Below are 20,215 nucleotides of genomic sequence, written 5' to 3'. Positions count from 1 at the left end.
TGTGATTTGGATGCCCGAGAATAAAAAAGAAAGTGTACTTACTGAAGTGCGGCCTTCACGAACGCCAGGAATGGAGGCGAAGGCTTTCCGGGTCTTGATCTGAACTCCGGATGGAACTGCGAGCTAAAGAAGAACTTATGCCCTGGCAGTTCAGCTATCTCCATCCTGTGATCGTTCCTGCCTGTAAATTTCATGCCCTTTGCCTCGATCTGCTTGATATATTTGGGATTCACTTCATACCTGTGCCTGTGGCGTTCGATGAGAGTAGCGCTGCCATATAATTTATGCGCCAAAGAACCCTCTGTAAGAATCGCTTCACAATTTCCAAGCCTCATGGTTCCGCCCATATTCTTGATATTTTCCTGTTCGGGCAGAAGGTCGATCACTGGGTACTCAGTAGTTGCCAATTCCGAGCTGTTCGCATCCTTCAGACCCACGACATTCCTTGCAAACTCTATAACTGCAAGCTGCATTCCAAGACACAATCCAAGGTAAGGAATATTATGTTCCCTGGCATATTTTATCGCAAGTATTTTACCTTCGGTTCCCCTCACCCCAAAACCGCCAGGGACCAGGATACCGTTGTATTTCTGGAGACCATCGATCCTGTCCGGTTCTTTCTCAAATTCCTCGGCGTCCACCCAATCTATCCTGACCCTGCAGCCGCATTCTATGCCGGCATGCTTGAGGGCTTCATTTATGCTTATATAAGAATCACCCAGATGTGCGTATTTTCCGACAACCCCCACGCGAATCTCTTTATCTATCGATGCCATCTTTTTCATTAATATGTCCCATTCGTGGGAGGCTTCCTTTGGAGAGAGTTTGAGCTTGATCATGAGATAATCGGAGAGTCCCTCCTGTTCCATCAGGGATGGAACGTAATAGATATCACGGGCGTCATGTGCGCTTATGACCGCGTCCACCGGCACATCGCAGAAAAGAGCGATCTTGGCTTTGGTGTCGGAATGAATGGGTTCTTTACATCGCGCCACTATCGCATCGGGTTGAAGACCCAGGCTCCTGAGTTCTTTCACCGAATGCTGAGTGGGCTTTGTCTTCTGTTCCCCCTGCGTGTCCAGAGGTACCAGGGTTACATGCACGAATAAAATATCCTCTTCTTTTTCTTCGCTGTGCAATTGCCGCATGGATTCAAGGAAAGGCATGCTCTCTATGTCGCCAACTGTGCCACCGACTTCTATGATACATATATCAGCGCCGCTTTTCTTGGCAACTTTCCTGATGCGTTCCTTTATCTCGTTAGTTATGTGCGGGATGATCTGAACAGTTTTGCCCAGATAGTCCCCACGCCGCTCTTTCTGTATGACGGTCTGGTAGACCTGGCCAGTTGTGATATTATGCTCCCTTGTCAGCTCAATATCCAGAAAACGTTCATAGTTACCCAGGTCAAGATCCACTTCGCCCCCGTCTTTAAGCACAAAAACCTCACCGTGCTGGTACGGACTCATAGTCCCTGCATCTATGTTGATGTATGGGTCTATCTTTATAGCGGTCACATTGAAACCCTTGTTCTTCAGGATTCGTCCGATAGAAGCGGCTGTTATCCCTTTCCCAAGACCGCTCATCACACCACCGGTGACTATGATGTACTTCATGCCCCTTTTTTAGGCAAGCATTGGGTTTATATTTAATGCATTGGCAATGACTGATAAATATTTAATCATACCAGCTAATTCCAGGATATGTTCAAGCACGATATTATAGTAGTTGGAGGAGGTCTTGCGGGTCTGCGTGCCGCTTTAGCTGCTGCCGGGGATGTAGCGGTAATATCAAGAGTTCATCCATTGCGCTCCCACTCGGTGGCGGCTCAGGGAGGCATAAACGTGGCTCTTGGAAGCACTGACAGGTGGGAAGATCATGCTTTTGATACTGTAAAAGGCAGCGATTATCTTGCGGACCAGGATGCCGTCGAAGTTCTGTGCAGGGATGCACCGCAGCGCGTCATGGAAATGGAGCATTGGGGCACTATTTTTTCCAGAGTGGATGGAAGGATCGCCCAGCGGCCGTTCGGGGGCGCCGGATATCCCCGCACGGCATACGTTGAAGACAGGACAGGTCATGCATTGCTGCACACGCTGTATGAGCAGGCGCTGAAGAATGGGATCAGGTTCTATGAAGAATGGCTGGTCATTCGTCTGGTTGTCATCGATGGGAGGTGTTGCGGGGTCGTGGGATACAATATCGCCAACGGGGAGATGGAAGGATTTCTGGCAAAATCGGTGATCTTCGCTGCCGGAGGATATGGAAGGATATACGAGCGTTCAACGAACTCAATAATTAATACCGGATATGGGTGTGCTGTAGCATACCATGGCGGCGCTGCACTTTCGGATATGGAATTCGTCCAGTTCCATCCCACAACACTTTATGGTACCAACATCCTGATCACTGAAGGCGCGCGGGGCGAAGGCGGATTCCTGGTGAACAAAAATGGAGAGAGGTTCATGAAGCGTTATTCCCCTCACTTGCTAGATCTTGCGCCCAGGGATATTGTTGCGCGGGCGATCCAGACAGAGATAAACGAGGGCAGGGGATTTGAGGGAGGATATGTCAACCTTGAGCTCATGCATATCGGTGAGCGAAATATCAAAGAACGCCTCCCGGGGATAAGGCAGATAGCGATGGACTTTGCGAATATCGACCCGGCCAAAGAGCCGATACCTATCCAGCCAGGGCAGCATTATTCCATGGGAGGAATAGCCTCAAATAAAAATTGTGAGACCGCTCTCCCGGGCTTCTACGCGTGCGGTGAATGTTCATGTATCAGTGTCCATGGCGCCAACAGGCTCGGGGGTAACTCGCTTCTTGAGACGATCGTGTTCGGGAAGATCGCTGGAGAAACTGCAAAGGAGTATGCCGACAAGGTAGATTTTGAAGATCTCAAAATTATTGAAAAAGCTAAGGAAGAGGAGAAAGACCGTATTTCAAGACTGGTCAAAAAAAGTAAAGGAGAGGCATTCTTCCCTATCCGCGACGAACTTAAAAAAGTACTTGATGAAAAAGTAGGTATATTCCGCGATGAGGAGAATTTGAGATATGCTCTTCTGAAAATCAAAGAACTTCAATCGCGTTACAGAAATGTGTATGTCAGGTACAGGGGCATGGTTTTCAATCAGGAACTTGTAAATGTCATCGAGCTTGAGGGCATGCTGGATATTGCGGAAGCGATATGCATCGGAGCGCTGGCCAGAAAAGAAAGCCGGGGATCGCATTACAGGCTTGATCATCCACTCAGGGACGATGCGAACTGGCTCAAGCACACCATCGTTACGTTCACTCCGGAGGGGCCAGGGATTGATTACCAGCCAGTAAATATCACGATGTTCCCCCCGAAACCAAGGGAATACTGAATCTGCGATCATCTATAAGATTTCAGTATCTCAATACCCTTCGCCGGAAGATCTCTGATGCTCCTGCACAGGCAATCCTTGTCATTGCATACCTTTTTGCCCATAAGTGCATTCATGTGCTCTTTATAGACTTCCTGAGCCGTTTTCTTGAATTCGTCGTGATAGTAGGTTTTTATGATAAGATCGCTTAAATCCACCTTCCCATCAAAGGATGGTTCCTTTTCAAATAATGCCGGGACAGTGATGAGTTTCTTTCCGCCTTCGAGTTCCGAGAGAAAAACAAATATCGTCCTTCCTACAAAGGACTTTGCCGCTGCAGCTTCGACACATCCCCTCAGACCTTTCCCATTGACCCCGTTGATCAATAACCCGCAGTAACCTATACCCGCTCCATTAAGGAAATACCTTACATTAAGGGCTAACTCCACATGCATCACGGGTATTCTGATCTCTGTTTTCTCTTTATCTACCGCGAGTTCCTCAAAACCATCCAATGTGTCCATAAATCTCGTAGCACACCGCTATTTAATTTAAACTCAAAGAACTTAAAAGTATAGCATCTCCTTTATATCCAGTAAAATACCTATTAAGCCCCATGATCAAGCTGGATGAACTCTATTCAGGCAAAGCAAAGACAGTATTCAGGACGGACAATCCGGAAAAGCTGATAATGGAATTCAGGGACAGCCTGACAGCCTTTGACGGCAAAAAGAAAAGCCAGGCGCCCAAGAAAGGATATTACAACGCCCAGATATCTGCGACACTCTTCAGATTGCTCGAGGATAAAGGCATCGAGAATCATTTTGACAGCATGCTATCGGGAACCGAGATGGTCGTCGATTCAGTTGACATCATCAAGATCGAGGTAATTGTCAGGGACATCGCAGCCGGCTCCATAACAAAAAAATATCCCTTCAAGACAGGCGAGAAACTTAATCCACCGATATTAGTTTTCGATTATAAGAGCGATGAATACGGAGATCCGATGATCAATGACGACATTGCACTTGCGCTGGGTCTTGCAACTAAGAGTGAACTTTCAGAGATACGGAAACTGGCCCTCAAGATCAATTCGATACTTATTGAATTTTTGAAGGAAAGAAGCCTCCTGCTCCCCGACTTTAAGCTTGAGTTCGGTAGACTCAATGGGAAAATCGTTCTAGCAGATGAGATATCCTGCGATACATGCCGGTTCTGGGACCGGACAACGGGCGAGTCGCTTGACAAGGATGTATTCAGATTTGATAAAGGTGACCTTGTTGCAGCGTACCGGGAAGTGGCAAAAAGAATAGTACCTGATATCTCTTTATGATTGCGTAAGTGTTATAGTTCTAAATCACGAAGAGAAGACATTACCATTTTTAGACCTATCAAATCAACTAATAATATACTTACCCTCACTAAAATTGAGAAAGCTGCTGCTAACTCACTGGAAATCCCGAATAATGAAAATATACCAATTGCGCCTAATTCCATTACCCCAAGACCTGCGGGTGTAGGTGCGAACATCAATATGGTTATTAACGGATGAAGCAAGAAGAAAACATAAAATGGAAGTTCAATTCCAAGGGCTTTTCCCAGATAAAACCACTGCAATCCTGCAAAAATCCATCCAATCATATACAATATTAAAATAGCATTAATACTCTCCTTTATCTGGATACTTCTTTCTTTGAAAGTGGATAATTTTTCTGTGAACCTGTTAAAGAACGGGAGTTTACTAATAAATTTCAAAGACATATTTTCATTATGCCAGGAAATAATTAACATTAAAACCCCAACAAATAATAGAATTATAACCCCAACCCAAGCTGAAATTAACAATAGCCCGCTTATACCTGAAAGCGTGGATATATATGATATAGCTACCACAGCTCCACCCACTTTTAAAATGAACTCAAGCCCCTGCGGCGCAAAAATGCAGGCCATGCCGTCGGTTATCCTCGTCCCGGCGCTTTTTTTCAGGAGAGCCGGCGTCAAAAAATATCCCCCGCGCCCGGGAGTGATGTCCCCAACTATCATTCCTCCCATATGTGAAAGGAACACACTCACAAATCTTACCGGATGTCCTATCCTGGCCAGCAGATAGCGTAGGCGGGTGGCAAGGACCAGGTCCAGACATAAATAGGACAAGCAGGCCATAATGAAATATAGAGGATCGGTTTTCTTTAATGCCGAGATTACATCGTTTATCCCGATTTTATACAGGATGAAAGCAATAATGGCAATGCCCACAATTACCTGTAGGAAAATCCTTATCTTTTTCATTCCGGTGCGTAATACACTTTTCATGGTTAAATGTTTTGCATGGCCGAAGGCTGTGGGACAGAATTAGTTCAAACATTACGATTTTTTCATACCGACTGCCATAGAACCATTGAGCAGCAGACCTGCAAGAAGTGTTTTGAATATGGGAGTTTTCATAGCTTTACCTTTTTTGCGGTTGATACTTCAGTATATCGAAAACAGTCGGTTGTGTGATCATTCACCATTCCTACCGCCTGCATGAAAGCATAACAAATCGTAGAGCCTATAAATTTGAATCCACGTTCTTTTAGGTCTTTACTCATTGCATCAGATTCTTTGGTTTTCGGCGGAATATCTGATAAAGATCTGAATTCATTCATCATTGATTTGCCGCCAACAAATTGCCAAATGTATTTATCAAAGCTGCCAAACTCTTTTTGAATCTCAAGAAATTTTGCAGCGTTTATGATTGCGGCTCGAACCTTCAGACGATTACGGACAATACCCGGATCAGCCAGCAAACGTTCCTCGTCTACTTCTGTATAGCGTGATATCTTAGCTGGATCAAAGTCAGAAAAAGCTTTACGATAATTCTCTCGCTTCCGTAAAATAGTCTCCCATGTTAGCCCTGCCTGCGCTCCCTCTAAAATAAGAAACTCAAACAATCTTATATCATTATGCACCGGCACACCCCATTCTTTATCATGGTATCCTATCATCAATGGATTATCATTCGGCCATGAACATCGTTGTTTTTGTATCATCTTTAATTTCCTTTGCCTACCCAAGTGCATCATTTTGATGTATACGTTAGCATAAACATTATGCAGATTCTGTGGCGGAAAAAAAGTGCAAACGATAAATTATTTAATCGAGTACATGAGCATGGCCGAATATAGATTTATAAAGGGGCAGGTCTATACTAATGTAATAGGGGTGAAGTATTATGGTAAAAGAAACTCAGAAAATGACTTTTGAGCAGAATATGGAAGCAATGAATAAGATGTCTCCCAAGGAGATGGATGCAAAAGTCAAAGAACTTACGAAGATGTGCATCTGCGGCAGATGCCCAACGTATGCTGGCACGGGAGAAAAGAAATTATTATTCTGCGCGACGGGGAAAAGCACGATAATAAAAAAGGAAAAAGGTTGTATCTGTCCCGGCTGTCCTGTGCAGAAGAATTTGGCTCTCAGATGGGATTACTACTGCCTCAAGGGTACTGGTAAAGAGCAGGCCGGCACGTAAGAGAATCCATATATTATCGAGTAAGAGGAATCTATGATGGAACACGGATTACACGGATTACGGATAATGGAAAATCAGTGTAAATCCGTCCGTGCCATCAGTGTTCGATTTCATAGTGATGTTTTCAAAGGACAGAGATAGAAAAAGTTAAACGCTTGATCAGGGGAGGCCTGATTGATTATGGCCAAATGGCTCTGCACGACCTGCAATATCTATGTTTATGATGAAGATAAAGGCGACCCGTCTACAGGAATAAGTCCGAAAACAAAAGTTCCGGACTTTCCGGATTCCTGGAGGTGCCCTGTTTGTGGGGCGGCCAGAGAAAAACTTGTCCGCATTTCAGAGGAGGAATATCTCCAAAAGGCCGGGGCTTATGAGCAGAGGAAGGAAGCAAAGAGAAGTATTTTAATTGGCGTCGACAACCCTGAAACGCCGCCGGAATTGAGGCAGGAGTATGGAGTCCCCCTGGGCCTGCGCGGTATTGGTCAGGGTCTGAGCTACCTGAACAACATTAAAGCCCTCTCAAAATACAAACTGAAAACAAGGCTGATAACTGAACATAAAGACCCTGTCCTTGAAACAACCTTTCTTGGAGAAAAGATCAGCATGCCTATGCTGGGGGCTCCCATGAGCGGTCTAAGTTACGTGAGCAATATTTCCGAAGAAGATTTCGCATACAGTATACTGGAAGGGTGCAGGCTTGCAGGAACCATCGGGTTCACAGGCAATACCTCCAAAGAATACGAGGTACATCCCGGAATAGCTGCCATAAAAAAGGCGGGAGGCCATGGAGTAAATATTTTCAAGCCGCAGGCCCAGGAAGTTCTCCTGGACCTGATACAGCAGTCCGGGAAAGCAAATGGCCTGGCAGTCGGCGTTGATATAGATGGTGCGGGTTCGGTGAATTTCACCCTGGCAGGTAAGCCTGTTTTCAGGAAAACGATCGAGGAGCTCAGAGAACTTAAGAGATCAACCAGACTTCCTTTCATTGTTAAAGGGATCATGTGTGAGGAGGATGCTCTGGCAGCCCTTGAGGCGGGAGTGGATGTGATAAGCGTTTCAAACCATGGAGGAAGGGTCCTGGGCTCGACCCCGGGGGTGGCAGAAGTTCTTCCCCGAATTGTGAAAGCTATTAGGGAAACCCATGAAGGCAGAAAAGTTTTGATAACGGCGGATGGTGGTGTGAGGACCGGATTTGATGTAATGAAAATGCTGGCGCTCGGCGCTGATTTTGTCCTGGTGGGAAGGCCGCTGGCCAGAGAGGCGGTTCCATACGGAGCAGATGGTGTGAAGACGTTCCTGGAATATCTTAAGACTGATCTAAGAATCGCAATGACAATGACATCATGCAACACTCTGGAAGACATAGATGATAGGATTCTAGCTAAAGAAGGTTAGCATGGAATTCTCAAATTTCAGATAAAATCAGGTTTCTTCACTATCCCCAATTTTATATGCATCACTGTTCTTTATTTCATATGCAAGTTTGAGAACGCTGTGGACCATATTTTCCAGATCTTCCTGGGTATAGGGATTTTTCTGGATCTCATCCCAATCTTTTGTGGTATCTTCATCATTAGGGCCAACCCAGGAAGCGATCATATCCTGAGGCATATGGAATCCCAACCAGTTAAGAAAATTCATGAGGTTTCCCGCAACATGCTGGACACCATCCACATGGCCGATAACTATTAATCCAGCCACTTTATTACGAATTAATTTTTGTCCGAACCACACATCGGAGTTTTCGATACAATTCATTCTTTCAACGAATTTCTGTATCAAAGCGGAGTGATTGTTCCATCGGATGGGGGTGGCAAGGATCATTACGTCCGTATCCAGTACAGCATCATAGACGATTTGCATCTGGTCGTCTTTATATTTCATGGAATCCTGGCATGGATATGTGCAGTAATTTGGGTCCTGTGAATAATTACCTTCACAATCGTATATCTTCAGTTCCTGCAGCCTTATGAAATTGGTAGTTGCCCCATACATTTTTGCCATGTCAAGGGCCTGCAATAAGATCCTCTCGGATTTACTTATCCCGCTTTCTTGCCTGGCAGAACCTGATATGCCCAGAACTTTTATTCCTTCACTTTTTTCCAATTCGGGAGCCGGGATCAAATGGACTCCCAATTTCCTGCCGCTCGGATGAGCTGTCATAAGGAAGTAGATTAGCTGTGCAATATTAAATATTTATGTTGATGATCGCATTCACAGGTTTGAAGAAATCATAAAGGTCGATCCTGGAGAAATAGTAAAGATGAGCGCATGCAGCTATTTATGGCAAATGACGATGCTTAGTAGGGGTTAGCATACCCAAAATCAGGCAAAATTTCCAGTAAATAAAATCCTCTCTGATTTAAATAAGTTGCAGAAATTTCTTTCAAAGCTATTTTTGTTCCTCTTGGTTTCAGATAAATATTAGGACCACAGAAAAGATTTTAGAGCAATAATTTTATCACCATGCGATATAATACAAATATTATGATATCCTTCATGAAGAGGAACGGAGTGGTTCACATTCCGGGATGGAATTCACATTTGACAGATTTAATAAGAAATAAAAGGAGGATAAAATAATGGCAAATCCAAACGTGCTTTACATATCCGAGCAAACCCCGGAAGGTCAACGCCAGATGGATATTTTTTCCCGGTTGCTGGATAAACAAATAATATTCTTGAACGGCGAAATCGATGACGATGCGGCAGAGATAATCATAGCACAGCTTCTTTATCTGGAGGCAAAAGAGTTCGAAGGTGATATCCAGTTCTATATAAACAGCCCCGGAGGGGTCATAACTGCAGGGCTTGCCATCTACGATACCATGCAGTGCATCAAGTGCAACATCGAGACCATATGTATTGGGCAGGCAGCATCTATGGCCGCGGTATTACTGGCGGGGGGTTCAAAGGGTAAAAGGCTGGCTTTCCCCAATGCGCGGATGATGATACACCAGCCCCTCGGAGGCGCGCAGGGACAGGCATCTGACATAACAATCCAGGCAAAGGAGATGAACAGGCTCAAGAAGCACCTGGATGAGATACTGGTGTATCACACCGGGCAGCCCATGGAGATAATCGAGAAGGATACCGACCGCGATTTCTTCCTGACAGCAGAGGAGGCTGTGGAATACGGGTTGGTCGACAGGATAGTAAGGGCAGGAGAAGGCGTGGTGAAGTAAGGAAAGAGTATGAATGTGAAATTGCCAGGATATTTTGTATCCAAATTGGTCATGATAATCTGGTCATAAAAACGCTATAAACAGCGGGGTTTGTGACTGAAGCGATAGGGTTTCATGCACGTATAAGGCAATAGGAATCCAGAATAACCTTTTTCAAACCATAAAAATAAGGCGCTCATTTAAGAAAATACAAAAACAATTAAGGCTTACGTTCACTAGACTGAGGAACTCTTATACAATATGCAAGTAATAAAGATTTAAGCGAGTAGAAATCCCTTTGGATAAACATAATGCGGGGTATAATTAAGGGAATCGACGTTCATGCAAAGGAAATTTATACGAATCAAGTTCGGATATATCGCCGAATTGGGAGGATATATGAACAAAGTTCGGATATTCGATGCCATACGCAACTTTCAGGCACTGAACCCAAAATTTTTTAACGGTTTACATTAACTACCAATCATATGAATAATAAAATAATTCTTTACATCGCAATAAGCCTTGATGGATTTATTGCAAAAGAAGACGGAAGTCTTGATTGGCTAACAAGATACGAAAATAGTGGAGAAGATTATGGTTTTAAGGAGCTGTATAATAGAATAGGGACTGTGCTAGTTGGGGGTACAACTTATAGACAAATTGAAGACGCATATAAAGGCAAAGAAGCTTATGTATTCACTAGGAAAGAACCAAAACAGAAGGCAGATAACATACATTTTGTTAGTGGCGATGTGAAAGAAGTACTTAATAATTTGAAATTAGGGTACAACAAGAATATTTGGTTAGTTGGAGGTGCAGCTTTGGCTAATCAGTTTTTGAGTGCGGATTTAATAGACGAATATATAATCACGATAATTCCTAAATTACTTGGTAAAGGTATATCATTGTTTCAGGGGAGAAATCCTGAAAGTAATTTAGAATTATTAAATGTAAAATCCTACGATTCTGGTTTGGTTCAATTGCATTATGTAAGACATGCCTGATATAAAAACTTCTTCAGATTTCTTTAAAATACTTGACCCGCTGCGTTCCCCTCCTTTCAGTCATTGGGGTGTTAACAATGGTTATAGGATTAGGGGCTCGGTCCTCACCCAAATGCCTACAGCCTTGGTATCCCTGCGCCTGGATTGAAATACTAAAATCAGCGAACCTTTGGAAAAAACCCAAAACCATGAGCATCCTCCCGATACCTTTCGGATTTCAATCCGAGGTCGTTGACTGCAACACGATTTTTCATGCCGGATATACTGATAGAAACCATAGATATCACATTTCAAAAACCAGGTGAGAATAATAACCTAGAATTTCTGATTGAAACCGATCCGATTCAATCATCACCACCTCTTGCATTATTTGACGAATGACATCGGCTTCCAGTGCATGTAGTCTCCATAAATCGAACAGGATGACAGGTTACGCATGAAAGCGGTCTTTCAACACGTCCACCAATATGTTCACCAACTCTGTTATGCACAAAGTTAGCCGGCGTAAAACCATCCGGGGAATGGCATTGAGCGCAGTCAGTATCCATACCAGCGTGGCTCGAAGGCGGCTCATGGCAACTTACACACATCGTTGCAGTCCCGGTATAGGTTCCATGGTGACACTGATCACATGTGAGAGACTGGTGTTTTCCTGTCAATAGGAATTTTGAGTGGTCAAACGTTGCAGGTTTCCAGCCTGCCGTAGAGTGGCATTTATCGCAGTTTCCCACAATCCCGGCGATATGATTGACGGGCACTTTGTGGCAGGATTCACAATTGGGGTTTATACCTCTGTATTTATCACCCGGGTGACATTTTTCGCAGTTCAATGTTGCATGCACGCCGAGAAGTTTGAAATTGGCGTGAACTTTATGGCATAAGTCGCATTGAGCCAGTGCCATAACACGTGGCTGACCTGACTGGTTATGGACAAGTCGGTTGTGGCAATCGGCGCATAATACAGATTTGTCCATGTGCAAGGAATGTTTTGCCTCAATGGTCTTATCAGTAAGATTGCGGGTTTCAGGGTGGCATGCAAGGCATTGCTCGTTTTTTACCCGCTTGACGATTTTGATAGGCACATTATAAATGCCTGAAAAATGTGCAGCGAGCTGTTCTGCTCCCCGCACATTCTCTCCAATAAAGCCTTGCAGACCATGCTCTGAATGGCAATCAAGACACACTGCCTTCGGGCCGTGCGTTGAAGATTGCCATGATTTGTAGTAAAAATTCATTTCATGGCAGGAGTTACAAAACACAGGCTGGGATCTCACCATCTGAAACCCAACACTTCCGGCGATTATTACAATAGCCAAAATTGCCAGCGAAGTTATTGAAATTAATTTTCGAAGCGCCATGATTATTAAAAGGAAAGTATAGCATCTTATTTGTCTTTGGTTATATGAGTTTTATGATGGGAGCAGTTTTTGATAGATTAACTAAGCTCCTCAATTGAATCATAGAAAACAATCAATCCCACAGAAATTCAACACCATCGAGCATTCCATGCCGGTGCTTCCACAACCAAAATGGCCTCCCCACATTCCCTCAGCAGCAAATCAGTGATTGTGGGTTTGATCACGATATGCTTATTCCCATTTCAAATAATCTCTGCAATCGCATCAATCTCTATCTTTGCGTTTTTTGGAAGCTTTGCAACACATACAGTGGAACGGGCAGGCTTGCCCAAAGAAAAATAAGACGCATAAATCTGGTTCACTTTTGAAAAATCATTAATATCTGTTAGATAAATAGTTGTCTTGACCACACTTTCAAGGCTGCTCCCCGATGCTTCAGTAACAGCTTTCAGGTTATCAAGAACTCTTTTTGTCTGGGTCTCTACATCACCATCAATGAACTGCTGGGTCTTAGGGTCGATCGCGATCTGACCTGACAGATAGACCATTTTATTCACCTTGACAGCTTGTGAGTAAGGGCCGATAGCATTTGGCGCCTCACTTGTATTCACGATTTCCTTCGGATTCATGAAACACTATTACAATATCATTAATCATTAAACCTATGCATCATAAAGTCTGTGCCAATGAGTTGTTATTTAATGTTATCTCTTAAATCATAACCCTCTGAGCCTGAACATTACCATATAAAACAAGCAATTCGATAGAAATGCTATACTCATGAGCATTCTCCCGAATTTGTGTCCTAATTTCTATTTTTTGGATATATTCGTAGAACGACAGGCAGGACATTCAATCTTACTTACCGGCAGCCCCTTGAACTTATTTCCACAATCCCTGCATATACATTCGTATAGTCCTACGTCTCTCAACATATTAATTTTAAATTCGTCTCTGACACCGGACATATTTTTTACTCTTTTATTTTATATTTCCTGTTTACGCATTTCCATTTTTTGATGATATACAAATAATGAGCCGGGGGACATTTAAGATTACCTGTTGTCAATCTGCTGCCTTATCAAGTCATGAATTTCCTTTTCATCAGATTTATCTGAATAAAGGTAACACATTATATCATGACAAAACCCGGCTGGCTCAAAACCAGACCCCCCTCAGGGGAAAAGTTCCTGACCATGAAGAGCTCGCTGGAAGAGCTCGGCCTGAACACTGTCTGCACAGGTGCACGGTGCCCGAATGTGGGGGAATGCTGGAGCAGGGGTACAGCCACCTTTATGATAATGGGTTCTGTCTGCACGCGGACCTGCAGCTTCTGCGCTGTCAAAAAGGGATTAGAAGGTGAGCCCCTTGACACTTCCGAACCTGCAAGAATAGCCCGTGCCGTGAAGAGAATGGGCCTTGGGTATGCCGTCCTGACCTCGGTGGACAGGGATGACCTTGCTGACGGAGGAGCGGAGCATTTCGCAGATTGCATAAAGGCGATAAAAAACATGAAGGTTATAGTAGAGGCGCTGATCCCGGATTTCCAGGGCAGCGAAGATTGCCTTCGCAAAATAATCGAGGCGGGTCCGGACGTTGTCGGGCACAATATCGAAACTGTAAAGGAATTTCAGGCTCTGGCAAGGGATAGGAGGGCAGGGTATCATCTCTCCCTTGAAGTGCTCTCAAAGGTAAAACAGATCGCCCCCTACATAAACACGAAATCTTCTTTGATGTTGGGTATTGGGGAAGCAGAAGAAATGGTGCTTAGAACAATGGATGACCTCAGAACTGCGGGTGTTGATTTCCTTACCCTTGGCCAGTACCTCCGCCCTTCTGAAAAGCAGATGGAAGTTAAGGAATATGTTCCGCCTGTGAAGTTCGCTTTCTATAAAAAAATAGCCGAATCCAAAGGATTTATTTCAGTTTCCAGCGGGCCTCTTGTCAGGAGTTCATATATGGCAGAGGCATTCAGCAAAGATTAAAAAGGTCAAGAACCATTTAATTAATACTGGGAGGTGTGAAATTGCCAAGACAAAAAATTCTGGATTTGAGTGTTGACTGGCTTTCTATTCTTGATCCTGAGGGCAATGTGGATAAGAGCCTGGAGCCAGAACTTGACAATGCGATGCTTGAAAGACTTTACAGGACCATGGTGCTTACCCGAATGTACGATGATAAGGCATTGAAACTCCAGCGCCAGGGCAGGATGCTTACCTACGGTTCTTCGCTCGGGCAGGAAGCGACCGCGATAGGAAGTGCCCTTGCCATGAAACCTGATGATTGGTTTTTCCCGGCTTTCAGGGAACACGGGGTCCAGATCGCAAGAGGCATCCCCATGAAGCTTCTTTATATTTACTGGATGGGGTCTGAAGATGCGAACATGTGGCTTCCTGCCAGGAACTTTATGATTTCAATTCCCGTTTCAACCCAGGTTCTCCACGCGGTCGGGGCAGCATGGGCAGCGAAGATCCAGAAGCAGAACATAGCATCTGTCGTCTATTTCGGGGATGGCGCAACCTCGGAAGGGGATTTCCATGAAGGAATGAATTTTGCAGGAGTATTCAGGACCCCGACAGTTTTCATCTGCCAGAACAACCAGTATGCCATATCCCTGCCCAGGGAAAAACAGACCGCCTCAAAAACTCTGGCCCAGAAGGCCCTGGCTTATGGATTTGAAGGTATCCAGGTGGATGGGAATGATGTGCTTGCCGTGTACAGCGCCACAAAGACCGCCCTGGATAAAGCAAGGTCGGGAGGAGGACCCACTATGATAGAGTGTTTCACCTACCGGCTGGGTGCGCATACTACCTCCGACGATCCAACACGATACAGACAGAAATCCGAAGAGGAGGAATGGAGGAAAAAAGATCCCATAAAACGTCTTCGGATATACATTGAGAAAAAAGGTATCTGGAACCAGGGTTATGAAGATGGGCTGATAAAAGAACTTACTGATGAGATAGAAAAGGCGGTGGAAGAGGCCGAGGCCTATAAACCTGGCGTGGAGAACATGTTCAAATACGTGTATGCTGAAATGCCGCAGAACCTGAAAGAGCAAATGGACGAACTCCTTGCTTTTATCGCCAACAGGAAGGGGGGATGAGATGGTAAAGCTCAACATGGTGGCGGCGATCAACCTTGCCTTGCATGAAGAAATGGAAAGAGATCCAGCAGTCGTGGTCATGGGCGAGGACGTGGGCGTTGATGGAGGCGTGTTCAGGGTCACCGAGGGTCTTCTTGAAAAGTTTGGTAGTGACCGGGTAATCGATACGCCTCTTGCTGAATCCGGGATCGTGGGGACAGCGATCGGCATGGCAGTCTCTGGACTCAAACCCGTGGCTGAGATACAGTTCGAAGGATTTTCATATATGACTCTAGACCAGCTTGCAGCACATGCTTCCAGGATAAGGTACCGATCGCGCGGCACATATCACTGCCCCCTTGTGATAAGGTCGCCATACGGAGGAGGAGTGAAAGCCCTTGAACATCATTCAGAGGCCGTAGCCACTTTTTTTATTCACATTCCGGGAATGAAAGTTGTGATCCCGTCATCCCCGTATGATGCGAAAGGTTTGCTGCTATCGGCCATCAGGGATCCCGACCCGGTCTTCTATTTTGAGCCCAAGAGACTTTACCGTGCCTTCAGGGAAGAGGTGCCCGAAGGCGATTACACTGTGCCCTTAGGCGAGGGTAAGAAGATGACAGAAGGCGATGACCTGACACTGATAGCCTGGGGTGCCATGGTGAAGGTCTGCCAGGAGGCCATGGAAATAGTCAAGGATATCAGCATTGAACTGATAGACCTGCGCACGCTCTCACCCCTGGATGAGAAGATCATTGTAGACTCGGTCAAAAAAACAGGCAGAGCTGTGATAGTCCATGAAGAACCGAGAACCCTGGGTCTGGGCGCAGAGATAATCGCAAGGATCAATGAGAAAGCTTTCCTTCATCTTGAGGCCCCGGTCAAAAGGGTTACTGGGTATGATGTCCCTGTCCCGTTGCCGAAGCTTGAAGATTATTATCTGCCCGATGCAGAAAAAGTGGCTCTTGCCATAAAAGAGGTGGCAGCTTTTTGAGGTGATGAACATGGTCGATGTAAAGTTTCCGGATGTCGGGGAAGGCATAACTGAAGGGACACTTGTAAAATGGCTTGTAAAGGTTGGAGATGAAGTAAAAGCGGATCAGGCCGTGGCTGAGATCGAGACAGACAAGGCGATTGTTGAAATACCCACATCTAAATCAGGAAAGGTCGCGAAACTCTTTGGAAAAGAGGGGGATGTTATCAAGGTGGGAAGCTTACTTGCATCTCTTGTTCTGCCCGGAGAAGAGGTACAGATTTCTGAAGCGAAGCCAGAAATAAGACCTCCAGAAATCAAACCTCAAGTCAAGCCGCCCGGGATTCCGCCTCTGGAAAGGGTCTTAGCTACCCCCTCCACGAGGCGCCTCGCAAGGGAACTTGGCGTTGATGTATCCAGAGTTTCCGGCAGCGGTCCCGGTGGAAGGGTAACTGATGAAGACATAAAAAGGTTCGCAGGAGCGCCGGAGGCTGAAGCAAAACCTGAGGCTGAAGAAGCAGAGATGAAACTTCCGGAGGAGAGGATACCAATAAAAGGCATCCGAAAAACCATAGGCGAAAGGATGGTCCAGTCCAAGTTCACGGCGCCCCATGTTGTTTCAATGGATGAGGCAGATGTGACGGATCTTGTAAAGCTGCGGGAAAAGGAGAAAAAAACCGCAGAAGAGAAGGGCATAAAACTTACCTATCTTGCATTCATTATTAAAGCAGTCACAGTGGCGTTGAAGCAGCATCAGTACCTGAACGCATCCCTTGATTCGAAAAAGAATGAGATCGTTCTGAAGCACTACTATAACATAGGTATTGCTGTGGATACACCTGACGGGCTGATGGTCCCGGTCATTAAGAATGCGGATCAGAAAAGCATCCTGGAACTGGCAAAGGAGACAGAAAAACTCGCTGAGGAAGCCCGGAGCCGAAAAATAAAGCTCGCGGACCTAAAAGGAAATACCTTCACCATAACGAACATAGGAAGTATAGGAGGTATTTTTTCCACTCCGATAATCAACCCTCCCGACGTAGCCATACTCGGCGTGCACAGGATCAGGGACATGCCATGGGTGGTCGATGGAGAGATCAAGATAAGAAAGATACTGCCTCTGGTTCTGTCATTTGACCACAGGGCACTTGATGGCGCGCAGGCCGCGAGGTTCATGAACACCCTGATGGATCACCTGAAAGACCCGGATTTGTTCCTTGTGGATGTGATGTAGATGGTAATGGGAGATATCGTCACGGGATGCGATGTTCTCGTCGTCGGGGGCGGGCCAGGGGGTTATACGGCAGCTATACGTGCTTCCCAGCTCGGCAAGGATGTTATACTTGTTGAAAAATATGACCTGGGAGGCGCCTGCGTTTTCAGGGGCTGTATCCCTTCAAAGACCCTTATACATGCGGCCGATTTTATCTATGACATAAGGAATCCGGGCAATAGAGGAATAAAGTGTTCGGTCGAATTCGATTATAAAAAGCTCCAGCAGTGGAAATACGAAGTCATAAAAAAACTCAGGGATGGCATAAGTCATCTCTGCAAGAAATACGGTGTGCAGGTGATAAAAGGTGAGGCTTATTTAGAGTCATCGGATAAGGCAAGGATCAAATTGCCGGACGGTGAAACCTCAACCATCAGGTTCGGAAATGCCATAATTGCCACAGGCTCGCGTCCCCAGGATTTCCCGGGATTTCCCATCGACGGCAAACTCGTTATCAGCTCAAATGAGGCGCTGGGGCTAACGAAAGTTCCCCAGGACATGGTGATAATAGGGGCAGGGTATATCAGCGTGGAGCTCGGGACAATGTATGCAAAACTCGGAACAAGGGTAAAGATGATCCAGCGATCATCCCGGATTCTCACAAAATTCGATCCTGAATTGGTCGATGTGGTAAGCCAGAAATTCAAAAAACTTGGAATAGATGTGTATTATAATTCCAGGCCGGAAAGTTTGCGGACGGAAAAAGACGGATCGGTATTGACCGTCCTGGATGACAAGAATAATAAGACAGAACTCAAAGCTGACAAAATAATGATTGCCGTTGGAGTAAAGCCGAACAGCGAAAATCTTGGCCTTGAGAATACGAAGGTCGAACTTGATGGAAAAGGTTTTATCAAAGTCAATGAAAAAAGACAGTCTACGGATGCAAAGATATACGCCATTGGCGATATCGTGGGTCCTCCGTTCCTGGCACATAAGGCTTTCAGGGATGGGAAGGTCGCAGCCGAGGTTATTGCAGGACTGCCAAGCGCTTTTGATAACAGGGCGATACCAGAGGCTGTCTTCTCTGATCCGGAGATAGCCACAGTTGGCCTGGATGAAGAAACTGCCAGGAAAGCAGGTTATGAAATAACCTCTGGCAAATTCCCATTCCGGGCATCAGGGAGTGCGCTCACGATGGACAGGACGGATGGATTTGTTAAGATAGTGGCGAATAAGAAGAATGGGGAGATACTGGGGATACACATTGTGGGGGCCAATGCCTCCATGTTGATAAGCGAAGCATCGCATTCCATAGAAATGACCGCTTTCCTCGAAGACCTAGCTGGAACCATACATCCCCATCCCACGCTTCCTGAAATGCTGGCTGAGGCCGCGGAGGTGGCGCTGGGGAAGGCGATCCATTTATGATTTCATTGGGACGCCATATTTCTTAAACATCATGGCTTCAACCTGGCTTATTCCCAGGAGCTTGATAAGCATCCTGATATCGCTTTCATCAATCGCAATGGGTTTGAGCATCGCTTCGCCCTTAAGAAATATTGCACCTCCTTTCATGTTCGCCCCTACGTAGCCTCTGGACTTTCCCTTTATTATAAGAGTCCCTCCTTTCATTTCTGTCGCTGCGAACTCCTCCGTATTATTCACTATCAGAACACCCCCTCTCTGAAGCACCCCGGTATTCATTCCCGAATCTCCCTCCACGTGAATATATCCCTGCTTCATCAATATACCGGTACTCATTCCCGCATTCCCATCTACAATGACCCTGGAACCGGAATCAAGCCTGGCGGCAATGGTATCCCGGATTATATTGTCTCTGATCAAGAGGGTATTTTCTTTCAAGATATTGGGAGGTATTACCGGGATTTTCGACCCCGCCTGCAGCACCTCCGTGATGGAGCGGTATTCCCTGTAGCCAGAGCGGTCTGACTCCACCTCGATAACATTACCAAGAGGCTGTCCTATTTTTCCGCTGACATACATGGCTCCCGAGACCATGCTTATACCCATGCGCGTATCGACATCACCATCCACGATGATCGACCCAACCTTCAGCGAACTTCCTGTCCCGCCAAAGTATTTGAGATCAACCCCGAGACTGCTTCCGAGCCTGCGCCCTGCATTACCTATGATATGAACATCCTCCTCCCTCTTCAAACATGCAACGAGATCGGAGTAGGTGTAAGAAGTCCCTTCCTGGAAAGGGATAATGCCGGAGGGAGAAAGCCGACCCCCTTTATGCTGCCAGTAAAAATCGTATGTGAAATCACACAAACAATCGACAGGTTTAGACAGAACGACGTCCATGAATTGCTCTTACATTCACATTGTTTATTAAATTTGGTATTAATTTGGGTATAATCTTGGAAAATCGCTTTAAATAGTCAACCACATTGTGTATCTTGAGGAACCGAGTATTCCTATCCTATCCAAAAAAATTACTATTTTTTGGTTCCTCTAAATTTTACTAATAGCTGACAACTTTTGCTTTAGACCGCACAATCCTCTTGAGAGATTGTAATTT

General features: G+C 45.4%; 19 protein-coding genes. 11 read left to right on the top strand and 8 right to left on the bottom strand.

Features of this window, described 5'->3' with window-relative positions; genetic code table 11:
* Window positions 1-38 precede the first annotated feature (38 nt).
* Window positions 39-1,616 carry a CTP synthase (glutamine hydrolyzing) gene (pyrG, locus tag O8C65_06320; GenBank protein MCZ7356531.1) on the bottom strand — a complete coding sequence of 526 codons (1,578 nt, stop codon included), beginning with the start codon at window positions 1,614-1,616 and terminating at the stop codon, window positions 39-41.
* 87 nt (window positions 1,617-1,703) lie between these two features.
* On the opposite strand from pyrG, the gene O8C65_06315 reads away from it, so the two are divergent.
* Window positions 1,704-3,371 carry an FAD-binding protein gene (locus tag O8C65_06315; protein ID MCZ7356530.1) on the top strand — a complete coding sequence of 556 codons (1,668 nt, stop codon included), beginning with the start codon at window positions 1,704-1,706 and terminating at the stop codon, window positions 3,369-3,371.
* A gap of 8 nt (window positions 3,372-3,379) precedes the next feature.
* Here O8C65_06315 and O8C65_06310 read toward each other — a convergent pair whose 3' ends face one another.
* Window positions 3,380-3,874 carry a hypothetical protein gene (locus tag O8C65_06310; GenBank protein ID MCZ7356529.1) on the bottom strand — a complete coding sequence of 165 codons (495 nt, stop codon included), beginning with the start codon at window positions 3,872-3,874 and terminating at the stop codon, window positions 3,380-3,382.
* Window positions 3,875-3,969: 95 nt separating this feature from the next.
* Between O8C65_06310 and O8C65_06305 the strand changes: the two genes are divergently transcribed.
* Window positions 3,970-4,683 (top strand): phosphoribosylaminoimidazolesuccinocarboxamide synthase, encoded by a 714-nt coding sequence (locus tag O8C65_06305; protein ID MCZ7356528.1) that lies wholly within the window; start codon window positions 3,970-3,972, stop codon window positions 4,681-4,683.
* 11 nt (window positions 4,684-4,694) lie between these two features.
* Here the strand turns inward: O8C65_06305 and O8C65_06300 are convergent, their stop codons facing one another.
* Together O8C65_06300 and O8C65_06295 are read right to left on the bottom strand one after the other, a co-directional pair.
* Window positions 4,695-5,639 (bottom strand): lysylphosphatidylglycerol synthase transmembrane domain-containing protein, encoded by a 945-nt coding sequence (locus O8C65_06300; GenBank protein ID MCZ7356527.1) that lies wholly within the window; start codon window positions 5,637-5,639, stop codon window positions 4,695-4,697.
* Window positions 5,640-5,791: 152 nt separating this feature from the next.
* The gene (locus tag O8C65_06295) at window positions 5,792-6,382 is read right to left on the bottom strand and encodes a DNA-3-methyladenine glycosylase I (GenBank protein ID MCZ7356526.1); all 591 of its coding nucleotides are present in this window, start codon (window positions 6,380-6,382) and stop codon (window positions 5,792-5,794) included.
* 182 nt (window positions 6,383-6,564) lie between these two features.
* On the opposite strand from O8C65_06295, the gene O8C65_06290 reads away from it, so the two are divergent.
* Complete coding sequence (locus O8C65_06290) at window positions 6,565-6,864, top strand: DUF2769 domain-containing protein (protein MCZ7356525.1); 300 nt, start codon at window positions 6,565-6,567, stop codon at window positions 6,862-6,864.
* 180 nt (window positions 6,865-7,044) lie between these two features.
* Window positions 7,045-8,262 (top strand): alpha-hydroxy-acid oxidizing protein, encoded by a 1,218-nt coding sequence (locus O8C65_06285; protein MCZ7356524.1) that lies wholly within the window; start codon window positions 7,045-7,047, stop codon window positions 8,260-8,262.
* A 27-nt stretch (window positions 8,263-8,289) separates the two neighbouring features.
* Here O8C65_06285 and O8C65_06280 read toward each other — a convergent pair whose 3' ends face one another.
* Window positions 8,290-9,030: a flavodoxin family protein gene (locus O8C65_06280; GenBank protein MCZ7356523.1), complete on the bottom strand. Its 741-nt coding sequence runs from the start codon at window positions 9,028-9,030 to the stop codon at window positions 8,290-8,292.
* A 419-nt stretch (window positions 9,031-9,449) separates the two neighbouring features.
* Here O8C65_06280 and O8C65_06275 point away from each other — a divergent pair, with 419 nt between their 5' ends.
* Entirely contained in the window at window positions 9,450-10,052 is a 603-nt protein-coding gene (locus O8C65_06275) for an ATP-dependent Clp protease proteolytic subunit (protein MCZ7356522.1), read from the top strand.
* A 467-nt stretch (window positions 10,053-10,519) separates the two neighbouring features.
* On the top strand, window positions 10,520-11,038 hold the full coding sequence (locus O8C65_06270; protein ID MCZ7356521.1) for a dihydrofolate reductase family protein: 519 nt from the start codon (window positions 10,520-10,522) through the stop codon (window positions 11,036-11,038).
* 344 nt (window positions 11,039-11,382) lie between these two features.
* On the opposite strand, the gene O8C65_06265 is transcribed toward O8C65_06270, so the two are convergent.
* Together O8C65_06265 and O8C65_06260 are read right to left on the bottom strand one after the other, a co-directional pair.
* Complete coding sequence (locus O8C65_06265) at window positions 11,383-12,396, bottom strand: NapC/NirT family cytochrome c (GenBank protein MCZ7356520.1); 1,014 nt, start codon at window positions 12,394-12,396, stop codon at window positions 11,383-11,385.
* A gap of 242 nt (window positions 12,397-12,638) precedes the next feature.
* Window positions 12,639-13,025, bottom strand: a complete 387-nt coding sequence (locus O8C65_06260; protein MCZ7356519.1) for a RidA family protein — start codon at window positions 13,023-13,025, stop codon at window positions 12,639-12,641.
* Between the two features lie 510 nt (window positions 13,026-13,535).
* On the opposite strand from O8C65_06260, the gene lipA reads away from it, so the two are divergent.
* From lipA to lpdA, 5 genes are read left to right on the top strand one after another with little or no spacing between them, the layout of a single operon-like run.
* Complete coding sequence (gene lipA, locus O8C65_06255; protein ID MCZ7356518.1) at window positions 13,536-14,381, top strand: lipoyl synthase; 846 nt, start codon at window positions 13,536-13,538, stop codon at window positions 14,379-14,381.
* Window positions 14,382-14,422: 41 nt separating this feature from the next.
* Window positions 14,423-15,502, top strand: coding sequence for a pyruvate dehydrogenase (acetyl-transferring) E1 component subunit alpha (pdhA, locus tag O8C65_06250; GenBank protein ID MCZ7356517.1), 1,080 nt, complete (start codon window positions 14,423-14,425; stop codon window positions 15,500-15,502).
* Between the two features lies 1 nt (window position 15,503).
* Window positions 15,504-16,475, top strand: a complete 972-nt coding sequence (locus tag O8C65_06245; protein ID MCZ7356516.1) for an alpha-ketoacid dehydrogenase subunit beta — start codon at window positions 15,504-15,506, stop codon at window positions 16,473-16,475.
* A gap of 10 nt (window positions 16,476-16,485) precedes the next feature.
* Window positions 16,486-17,688 (top strand): dihydrolipoamide acetyltransferase family protein, encoded by a 1,203-nt coding sequence (locus O8C65_06240; protein MCZ7356515.1) that lies wholly within the window; start codon window positions 16,486-16,488, stop codon window positions 17,686-17,688.
* Window positions 17,689-19,098 (top strand): dihydrolipoyl dehydrogenase, encoded by a 1,410-nt coding sequence (lpdA, locus tag O8C65_06235; protein MCZ7356514.1) that lies wholly within the window; start codon window positions 17,689-17,691, stop codon window positions 19,096-19,098. It begins immediately after the preceding gene.
* On the opposite strand, the gene O8C65_06230 is transcribed toward lpdA, so the two are convergent.
* Window positions 19,093-19,998: a formylmethanofuran dehydrogenase gene (locus O8C65_06230; protein MCZ7356513.1), complete on the bottom strand. Its 906-nt coding sequence runs from the start codon at window positions 19,996-19,998 to the stop codon at window positions 19,093-19,095. The genes lpdA and O8C65_06230 overlap by 6 nt on opposite strands.
* Window positions 19,999-20,215: the final 217 nt, after the last annotated feature.

The sequence above is a fragment of the Candidatus Methanoperedens sp. genome (assembly GCA_027460535.1).
Lineage (GTDB): Archaea > Halobacteriota > Methanosarcinia > Methanosarcinales > Methanoperedenaceae > Methanoperedens.
This window is presented reverse-complemented; position numbering and strand designations above follow the sequence as displayed.

Bases quoted from the DNA above. Each gene is read 5' to 3' on its own strand.
- pyrG (MCZ7356531.1), bottom strand. From the start codon at position 1,616: ATGAAGTACATCATAGTCACCGGTGGTGTGATGAGCGGTCTTGGGAAA.
- O8C65_06315 (MCZ7356530.1), top strand. From the start codon at position 1,704: ATGTTCAAGCACGATATTATAGTAGTTGGAGGAGGTCTTGCGGGTCTG.
- O8C65_06310 (MCZ7356529.1), bottom strand. From the start codon at position 3,874: ATGGACACATTGGATGGTTTTGAGGAACTCGCGGTAGATAAAGAGAAA.
- O8C65_06300 (MCZ7356527.1), bottom strand. From the start codon at position 5,639: ATGAAAAAGATAAGGATTTTCCTACAGGTAATTGTGGGCATTGCCATT.
- O8C65_06295 (MCZ7356526.1), bottom strand. From the start codon at position 6,382: ATGATACAAAAACAACGATGTTCATGGCCGAATGATAATCCATTGATG.
- O8C65_06290 (MCZ7356525.1), top strand. From the start codon at position 6,565: ATGGTAAAAGAAACTCAGAAAATGACTTTTGAGCAGAATATGGAAGCA.
- O8C65_06285 (MCZ7356524.1), top strand. From the start codon at position 7,045: ATGGCCAAATGGCTCTGCACGACCTGCAATATCTATGTTTATGATGAA.
- O8C65_06280 (MCZ7356523.1), bottom strand. From the start codon at position 9,030: ATGACAGCTCATCCGAGCGGCAGGAAATTGGGAGTCCATTTGATCCCG.
- O8C65_06275 (MCZ7356522.1), top strand. From the start codon at position 9,450: ATGGCAAATCCAAACGTGCTTTACATATCCGAGCAAACCCCGGAAGGT.
- O8C65_06270 (MCZ7356521.1), top strand. From the start codon at position 10,520: ATGAATAATAAAATAATTCTTTACATCGCAATAAGCCTTGATGGATTT.
- O8C65_06265 (MCZ7356520.1), bottom strand. From the start codon at position 12,396: ATGGCGCTTCGAAAATTAATTTCAATAACTTCGCTGGCAATTTTGGCT.
- O8C65_06260 (MCZ7356519.1), bottom strand. From the start codon at position 13,025: ATGAATCCGAAGGAAATCGTGAATACAAGTGAGGCGCCAAATGCTATC.
- lipA (MCZ7356518.1), top strand. From the start codon at position 13,536: ATGACAAAACCCGGCTGGCTCAAAACCAGACCCCCCTCAGGGGAAAAG.
- O8C65_06245 (MCZ7356516.1), top strand. From the start codon at position 15,504: ATGGTAAAGCTCAACATGGTGGCGGCGATCAACCTTGCCTTGCATGAA.
- O8C65_06240 (MCZ7356515.1), top strand. From the start codon at position 16,486: ATGGTCGATGTAAAGTTTCCGGATGTCGGGGAAGGCATAACTGAAGGG.
- lpdA (MCZ7356514.1), top strand. From the start codon at position 17,689: ATGGTAATGGGAGATATCGTCACGGGATGCGATGTTCTCGTCGTCGGG.
- O8C65_06230 (MCZ7356513.1), bottom strand. From the start codon at position 19,998: ATGGACGTCGTTCTGTCTAAACCTGTCGATTGTTTGTGTGATTTCACA.